Annotated in this window: 8 protein-coding genes; 5 read left to right on the top strand and 3 right to left on the bottom strand. The window is 48.6% G+C overall.

All coding sequences use genetic code 11. The features are described from left to right. Window positions 1–479 precede the first annotated feature (479 nt). Window positions 480–623 carry a class I SAM-dependent methyltransferase gene (locus ACFYU8_RS29590; RefSeq protein WP_390306458.1) on the bottom strand — a complete coding sequence of 48 codons (144 nt, stop codon included), beginning with the start codon at window positions 621–623 and terminating at the stop codon, window positions 480–482. A gap of 173 nt (window positions 624–796) precedes the next feature. On the opposite strand from ACFYU8_RS29590, the gene ACFYU8_RS29585 reads away from it, so the two are divergent. The 3 genes from ACFYU8_RS29585 (at window position 797) to ACFYU8_RS29575 (ending at window position 2,984) form a co-directional block, all read left to right on the top strand. Then, complete coding sequence (locus ACFYU8_RS29585; RefSeq protein WP_390306460.1) at window positions 797–1,171, top strand: BlaI/MecI/CopY family transcriptional regulator; 375 nt, start codon at window positions 797–799, stop codon at window positions 1,169–1,171. A gap of 4 nt (window positions 1,172–1,175) precedes the next feature. Continuing rightward, complete coding sequence (locus ACFYU8_RS29580; RefSeq protein WP_390306463.1) at window positions 1,176–2,603, top strand: M56 family metallopeptidase; 1,428 nt, start codon at window positions 1,176–1,178, stop codon at window positions 2,601–2,603. Between the two features lie 75 nt (window positions 2,604–2,678). Then, the gene (locus tag ACFYU8_RS29575) at window positions 2,679–2,984 is read left to right on the top strand and encodes a hypothetical protein (RefSeq protein ID WP_390306465.1); all 306 of its coding nucleotides are present in this window, start codon (window positions 2,679–2,681) and stop codon (window positions 2,982–2,984) included. Window positions 2,985–2,997: 13 nt separating this feature from the next. Here the strand turns inward: ACFYU8_RS29575 and ACFYU8_RS29570 are convergent, their stop codons facing one another. Both ACFYU8_RS29570 and ACFYU8_RS29565 read right to left on the bottom strand, forming a co-directional pair. Then, entirely contained in the window at window positions 2,998–3,774 is a 777-nt protein-coding gene (locus ACFYU8_RS29570) for an arylamine N-acetyltransferase family protein (RefSeq protein WP_390306467.1), read from the bottom strand. A 57-nt stretch (window positions 3,775–3,831) separates the two neighbouring features. After that, the gene (locus tag ACFYU8_RS29565; RefSeq protein ID WP_390306469.1) at window positions 3,832–5,586 is read right to left on the bottom strand and encodes a sigma-54 interaction domain-containing protein; all 1,755 of its coding nucleotides are present in this window, start codon (window positions 5,584–5,586) and stop codon (window positions 3,832–3,834) included. Between the two features lie 263 nt (window positions 5,587–5,849). On the opposite strand from ACFYU8_RS29565, the gene ACFYU8_RS29560 reads away from it, so the two are divergent. Together ACFYU8_RS29560 and gcvPA are read left to right on the top strand one after the other, a co-directional pair. Then, window positions 5,850–6,632, top strand: a complete 783-nt coding sequence (locus tag ACFYU8_RS29560) for an SDR family NAD(P)-dependent oxidoreductase (protein WP_390306471.1) — start codon at window positions 5,850–5,852, stop codon at window positions 6,630–6,632. 52 nt (window positions 6,633–6,684) lie between these two features. Then, a complete protein-coding gene (gene gcvPA / locus ACFYU8_RS29555) occupies window positions 6,685–8,070 on the top strand; it encodes an aminomethyl-transferring glycine dehydrogenase subunit GcvPA (protein WP_390306473.1) in 1,386 nt (461 codons plus the stop codon). Window positions 8,071–8,087: the final 17 nt, after the last annotated feature.

The raw sequence follows: 8,087 nt of genomic DNA, 5'->3' as shown, positions 1-8,087 counted from the left end.
GATCAAACTCTCCAATAAAGTTTGTTACTGGTTCAAAGCTGGCAAATCATTTAATGATAGACTCATTAACGCTTTCGCTGTTCAGTTTTCAAAGAACATTTTCACTAGCACTTCAAAAGTGCCGGAATCACAATATACCATGCACGATTGTTTCAAGTCAAGCGGTAATAATCGGATTGCATCATAATTTCAATTTTGTTTCGCCCTTTTTCAAAGGCGGATCACTAATATAACACGAGCTGTTCGCCTCATCAAATGAAATAATTGGAAATAACGTTTCAATCGTCATCTCCCTCGATCGCTAATCGCTGAAAACGACGAAAAACGCCCGAATTTGGACATTTGGACGTTAATTTAAATAAAATATGTTATCGGGCCCCACTCTAGTATAAAGTGATTAGCTCAAATTCATTAGTGTCGAATATTTCTTCAAGAGATTTCTCATTAATCTTGACTTGTTCCAAGAGCTCGATTGGGTTTCAGCCATTTCGTAAAAAGTAGACCAAATTCCGCCCCGAACCGCAACCAGCATCGAGTATCCTCATGTCCTTCGTAACCCGTCCCTTTAACAACTGATCAAACAAGTAAATATCCATATCGCCAAACTGCTCGGCCAGATTCATGTTTATCACATCCTTTATCCGCTTTTTCTCCAGAGTACCAATTCGCTTGTCATCTTCCAATGATGCCCACTTGGAATGGATGTACAAAAATGATAGTTGACACCTATCGACTACAAGCGTAATCTTTGAAGCATAACCAACGACTACAAATGTAATCGAAGGAGGAGTCTAACTTGGACGAGCAACCGCGAATCTCGGATGCCGAGTGGGAGATTATGAAGGTCATCTGGGCAAAGTCACCCGCTACAGCAGCCGATGTCATTCATGCCCTGCGAGACAATAAGACGTGGAAAGACAAAACAATCAAAACCTTGCTCAGCCGCCTCTTGCAAAAGGGCATTCTCACCTATGAGCAGGTCAATCGAGTCTACTATTACTCTCCTGTTCTTACGGAAGAAGAGTGCAAACGCCAAGAGCGCCAATCCTTTTTGCAGCGCGTGTACGGCGGAGCCTTAAAGCCCATGCTGATTCACTTTTTAAAAGAAGAAAAGCTCTCCTCCCAAGAGATTGACGAGTTGAAAAAAATCCTTTCGGAAAGGGAGAAATAAGCTGGTGGACTGGCAATGGCTCACACTCACCCTCAATCAAGCGTTTGCGTGGACACTGTATAACTCCATCGAGGCCAGTCTTCTTGTGATCCTGATCCTTCTCTGCCAGCAGTTAGGCAAAAATCATTTCCCCATCCGCTGGCACTACGCCGTATGGTTCCTTCTTCTCTGGAAGCTCGCGGTTCCTTGGTCGCTAGACAGCTCTATCAGTTTGTATAACTGGCTGCCTGCTTCGTCCTGGATATCCATGCAGGAGCTCCGACCACCAGCGGAAGCCATTGGTTTCACTACAGAGGCTTTGAATCCGCCTCACGCTACCCTTCTACCAGATATCTCTCTAGCAAACGAAGCAAGCTTTTCCTGGATCAGCCTGCTTTCCCTCGTCTGGATCGGCGGTGTCGTTATTTTCGCTATCACCATGACTCTCAGTACATACCGATTGCTCTCTCAGCTAAAAAACGATGCGTTTTTACAGGATGAAGCCATTTTGCGCGTCTTTTCCCAATGTAAAAAACAGATGGGCATCACCAAATCGATTCCCTTACGCATGAGTCATCGCATGACAAGTCCTGCCTTGATGGGGATCTGGCGACCGCAAATCTGGCTTCCGGAAAATCTTTTGGACCAGTTCGATGAGCATGAGCTGCGCCACATCTTTTTGCATGAGCTGGCGCATTGGAAAAGACAAGATATTCCTGTGAACAGCATCATGAGCGTGCTTCTGATCCTCAACTGGTTCAACCCGCTGTTATGGTACGCTGCTTCCCGCATGCGTAAGGATCAGGAAATGGCTTGTGATGCCTTGGCTTTGACTTATTTGCAGGAGACAGAGGTACCTCGCTACGGATACACCATGATCAAAATGCTCGAGCTGTATGCCTGTCCCAAACAGATTCGCTTCACAGCCGGGTTCTCCAGCTCCAAAAAACAAGTGAAAAGGAGAATAGAAATGATTCGTCACTTTAAAAAACGGGCTTATACGTGGACAGTATCTGGAATCGTGGTCGTCTTAGCTTTAGGTGTCTTCACTTTGACCGATGCAAAAAAAGTACTAGGGAATGAGGTCACCTTCGCCGTACCAGCGGAAGGGGAAATGCGAAGCGCAACTGATCATGCCAGCCTCTCAATCATCAACACCCTGAACACTCCTGTAAAAGCAGCCGGGTCTGGTAAGGTGGTCAAGGCTGAATACGATACAAAAACGGGGAAAGGCAACCAGGTCATTCTGGAGCATGAAGGCGGGTATCAAACGGTTTATTCCCACTTGGAAAAGCTGGAGGTCACCGCTGGAGCTACTGTGACCCAAGGTCAGCTCATTGGTCTGTTAGGAAGTACGGGACGCAGCACAGGACCGCATCTTTCTTTTCAGGTTATCGAAAATGGTATACCTGTTGATCCTATGAAGCACTTAGAGGATGTAAGGACACAATAGTAGAACTAATAAACCCCATCAGGACAAAAGCTCCTAATGGGGTTATATTTTGAAATAAAAATAAGGAGTCTCGTCATGTCGAATCTTTTCAGGTTTCTATTAGAGTTGATCCGAGTCATCATCATCTTGTTTGCAGGCTTATGGTTGCTGTTTTTTGTTGAATCGAAACTGTTCTTGATAACACTAGAGGGAACTCCGTTTTTCCTGTTGTTTTTTGCGAATTTGTTGCTGATCCTTGTGCTCTACAGAAACAAGCTCCAGTTTAGCGGCTGGTATAAAGGCAAGGAGGTAAAGCGTCTATCGCCCCAAACAACCAACGTCTTGATCGTACTGGCACTCCTTGCATTTGTATCGTCTCTTTTTCTCAAGAGCAGCTGGTAGGAAATTTAAATCATTACAAACCAAAATGCTGTTTCGCCAGCTCTTTATATCGTTCATCGTCAATTGTCTCTTTTGTCATGACCCCATCCGCCCATTGCGTAAAAGAACTGTTCGTCAACGTAACATTGCCTCTCTCCGTCAACTGTGTAAGCAAAGGGCTTTTGTTAAAGGGAGACTGCTCATGCTCCGCGATAATCGTCTGAATCTCGTTTAATTCCGTTTCATCCGTTACCAGCTTCTGCGAATCAAACGTATAACCGATCCTCCAGTCCGTATCCTTGTGCCGCAGCTTCATTTCGAGTACATAATCCCCATGCTCCGTCTGCTCTTTCTTGATCTGAAACTCACCATTGCGCGAAGAGACGGTCTCTCCGGTTAACGGAACAGGCTTCAACGGCAGGTTCGAACCAAAGCCCGTATCGAGCAAATACGTTTGTCCCTCATAGGTAAGCAAAATCGTGGCATGCGTTCGGCCAATGGTGTAATATGCGCCAACGTCATGCCTGTAAACAACTCCCCGTATCAGCTTGGCGTCAAAGCCATTTTCCAGCAAGAAGAAATACAGCATCGCATTGAGTTCGTAGCAAAGACCACCTTCATTTCTGACCAGTATCTTTTCCATGACGGACTGTTTCGAGATTACGTATGTTCCCTCTTCCACAATGCACAGGTTTTCAAAAGGAATCGCCAATGCTGTCAGATCAAGCAGTCGATCCAATGTATCGAAGGTAATCGTTTCACTTTCTGACATGCCGATTCTTTTCCGAAATAAGGCATTCAGCTCACTCATGCTTCTTCCCCCCAATAGGTTCTCCCACAAATATTCGCCAGGCTCCTGCCCGAATCCTTATATACCGAGCAGCTTCAGCTTCCGATACAAGGTGCGCAGCCCGATCCCGAGTTCTTCCGCCACTCGCTGCTTTCCTTTCAAATCGCTGCCGTGCTTTTGCAGCGAAGCGCGAATCGCGTCCGCTTGTACATCCGCGACCCTCGCTTTGATATCTGGCCCTGCATGTGAAAGCGCCACTGGAGCACGGGCACGAAGTCGCGGCGGCAAGCTGTCGACAGTCAGTACCGTGTCTTGCTCCATGTTCATGGCGTATTCGATGGCGTTTTCCAGCTCGCGCACATTGCCTGGCCAGTGATAGTGCGTGAGAAGGTTGATCGCCTCTCTTGCTATCCCGAAGAAGGTACGCCCTGCTTGCTCCCCGTACTTTTCCATAAACGAAACGGCCAAGAGCTCGATGTCTTCCTTTCGCTCTGCGAGTGATGGGACGTGGATCGGAATGACGTTCAACCGATAGTACAAGTCGGCACGAAATGCTTTTTTCTCCACGAGCTCCTCCAGGTTTTGGTTGGTCGCCGCGATGATTCGCACATTGATTGGAAACGACCGCGTGCCTCCAATGCGTTCCACGACCTTTTCCTGCAGGACACGCAGCAGCTTCGTTTGCAAGGAGAGCGGCATATCGCCGATTTCATCCAGAAAAAGCGTACCTCCCTCGGCCATTTCGAACCGCCCGGGCTTTCCTCCCTTTTTGGCTCCAGTAAACGCACCGTCCTCGTAACCAAACAATTCGCTTTCGAACAGATTTTCCGGAATGCTGGCACAATTGATTGCGACAAACGGATAGTAGGCTCGCATGCTTGCCTCATGAATCGCTTTTGCCAGATGGCCTTTGCCTGTCCCTGTTTCGCCGGTAATCAGTACTGTAGAGCTGCTGTTACTGATTTTCCTCGCCATTTCTTTGACCTGTTTGATGGCTGGACTATTTCCTATGATTTGAGCCAGGCTATCTGCTTTGCCAGATAAACGGCTCCCTTCAAGATCCATCAAACGCGGAACCGTCAGCGATCCCCTCTGCACGCGAAGCACGCCGCCAATGAGCTGATTGTTGACGATGATCGGCGTGGCCTCGGTCGGAGCATCCAGCTTGTCTACGAGACAATTGGCGATTGGCAAGGAATGCGCGGCCATCCCGGATAATGACGGCAGCAACATCCGTGAAACCTCCGCTGGTAGCAGTTCATGCTGGGACAGCAGTCTACGAGCGCTGGCGTTCGTGTGAATGACATTGCCACTTCGGTCAAATGTGAAATACGCATCGGCTACGGTATCCAGCGCTCCCTCTAACAGCCGCATGGAATCATCAGATGATTCGATCTGTCTCGTCGCATGGGACTGTACAATCGCCGTAATCATCTCGCTTACTTCTGTTAGGATTTGTTTGTATTTCTCTGTATGCTTGGACAGGCGATTTTGACCTTCCTTCGTAAAGGATGTGAGGGAAACGACCCCGATTGCATGATTGGCTACCTTAATAGAAGAGAGTAGCTCTACTTTGGCGGGGCAACTGTCGAGAAATCGGCATCCTTTGCACATCTCCATAGAGCCTGGTTTGTCTACCACATACTGTCCTTTTGCCAACACGAATTCAATCGAGGGCACATGCACATTTTCGCCTTTTTGTTTCAAGTAGCGTTCCGTACTTACGACCAATAGACCGCGCTCGTCAATCACCGCAGCATCCACGTTCAATATATCTGAAATGCCTGTAATAACCTTTTCGATGGCTGGTTTGCACAGATCCAACGAAACCATGGATTTCCTCCCTGCTTAATGTCCTTGCTCTCTATTTTATGAAATATTTAGATAGTTCACAAACATTTTACCACTGATAGTTGCCAATAATGACAACTCGTTGCCACTTTTGTCACCGCCATGACGGCACGACACACAATCGGAACCTCGTAAAATCAGCTTTTTTGCGAGTAAACAAGGAGCATGTAAACTCAGCCGAGTCCATTCCGCACTTGGCACAGTGATTGCATTATAAACGTTTCATCTAGGGGGAGTGATCAACCATGGTAAACACGAACGAAGTATTCCATTTGCAAGGAAAGGTAGCCTTGGTGACAGGTGCTGCTTCCGGTATCGGACTTGCAACAGCGAAAAGACTGGCACAATTCGGGGTAAACGTCATGCTGCTTGATATTAACGAAGAGCTCGGAGAAAAGGCAGCCCAAGAAATTGTAGCGGAGGGCGGCTCTGCCCGTTATTTTACATGCAATGTAGTTTCCCAACAGGACTGTCGTGAAGTAACGAAAGCGATCGAGGAGGCTTATGGTCGCATCGATATTTTATTCAACAATGCAGGCGTGATCAGAAGAAAGACAGTCGTCGAGCTGGAAGAGGACGATTGGGATCTGGTCGTCGATGTATCCTTGAAGGGGGCTTACAACCTCTCGAAATTCGTCATTCCTGTCATGGCGAAAACAGGCGGAGGCAGCATCATTAACACAGGCTCTGGCTGGGGCATCAAGGGCGGTGACAAGGCTGCGGCCTACTGCGCGGCAAAAGCAGGCGTCGTCAACCTGACGCGGGCAATGGCGATAGACCACGGTCCGGAAAACATCCGTGTGAATTGCGTATCACCCGGCGATACCGACACACCTCTGTTGCGTGAAGAAGCGCGCCAGCTGGAAAAAGAAGAAGGAGCATTCCTCGTCTCCTCCGCCCAAGGGCGTCCGCTGGAGCGTCTCGGTTCTCCGCAAGATATTGCCAATGCTGTTCTGTTCTTTGCCAGCGACCTGTCATCCTGGGTGACGGGTTCCGTACTGGTCGTCGACGGCGGCGGTTTGGCTTAAATTATCGCAATTCAGACTGAATATTCCAACGAAGAGATGGAGGAACCATGAGATGAGCGTACAGCGTTATGCCCACCCGTATATTCCGAATTCTGCACCTGAAGTCAAAAAGAAAATGCTTGCTGAAATCGGCTTTGCCAGCATCGAGGATATCTATGCCGATATTCCCGGAGAGCTGCGCCTAAAAGAAAAAATGAACATCCCGAAAGCAATGACCGAATACGAGCTGGAGCGCCACGTCAACAAGCTGATGAATAAAAACCAAACCACGCAGGAGAATATCAGCTTCCTCGGCGCAGGCTGCTGGCCGCATTTTGTTCCGGCTGTCTGTGATGAAATCAACTCCCGCGCGGAATTTGTGACGGCGTATGCTGGAGAGCCTTATGAAGACAAGGGGCGCTTTCAGGCGTTGTTCGAGTACCAAAGCCTCGTAGCAGAGCTAGTCGATATGGATGTCGTGAACGTTCCGACCTTTGACTGGGCACAGGCTGCTTCTACTGCTCTGCGCATGGCAGCACGCATAACCAAACGCACGGAGCTTCTGATCTCGAAAAACATCCATCCTGACAAGCTCTTGATCATCAAAAACTATACGTCTCCTGATCTTACCGTCACCTTGATCGATTTTGAGAACGAAACAGGCACGCTCGACCTCACTGATCTAAAAGCAAAGCTCGGTGTAGATACAGCAGCGGTTTACTTCGAAAACCCGACCTTCCTCGGCTCCGTGGAAGTAAATGGACAAATGATCGCAGACTTGGCTCATGCAGCCGGTGCCATTTGTGTAGTCGGCGTCGATCCCATTTCGCTCGGCGTTATGGAATCTCCGGCGAATTACGGCGCGGACATCGTGTGCGGAGATTTGCAGCCGCTTGGCGTACACATGCATTACGGCGGCGGGCAATCCGGCTTTATCGCGACGCATGACGATCCGACCTTCGTCATGGAATATCCGTCCCGCTTGTTCGGAATCGCTCCGACAGAAGTCGAAGGCGAGTACGGCTTCGGAGACGTCGCGTACGACCGCACTTCTTTTGCCAAACGTGAAAAAGGCAAGGAATCCGTCGGAACGCAAACCGCGCTATGGGGTATTACCGCAGGCGTGTACTTGGCGACGATGGGACCTGTGGGCATGGAAGAAGTCGGCCAAGGAATCATGCAGCGCTCCCAATACGCAGCCAAGCAGCTCTCTTCCATTCCCGGCATCGAGGTCAAATTCGCAGCTCCTTTCTTCAAGGAGTTCGTGATCGACTTCACGCAAACAGGTAAAACCATCAAAGACATCAACGCTGTCCTTCTCGCCAAAGGAATTTTCGGCGGAGTTGACTTGACTGAACACTACCCGGAATTGGGTCAATGTGCGCTCTACTGCGTCACGGAGGTTCATACCCAGGAGGATATTGATACGCTCGTTGCTGCCGTAAAAAGCATCTTGTAAAAAGACCATTGAAAAAG

This window comes from Brevibacillus sp. NPDC003359 (assembly GCF_042878995.1).
In the GTDB taxonomy this organism is placed as follows: Bacteria; Bacillota; Bacilli; order Brevibacillales; family Brevibacillaceae; genus Brevibacillus.
Note: the sequence above shows the minus strand (reverse complement) of the source record. Positions and strands in the feature narration are given on the sequence as shown.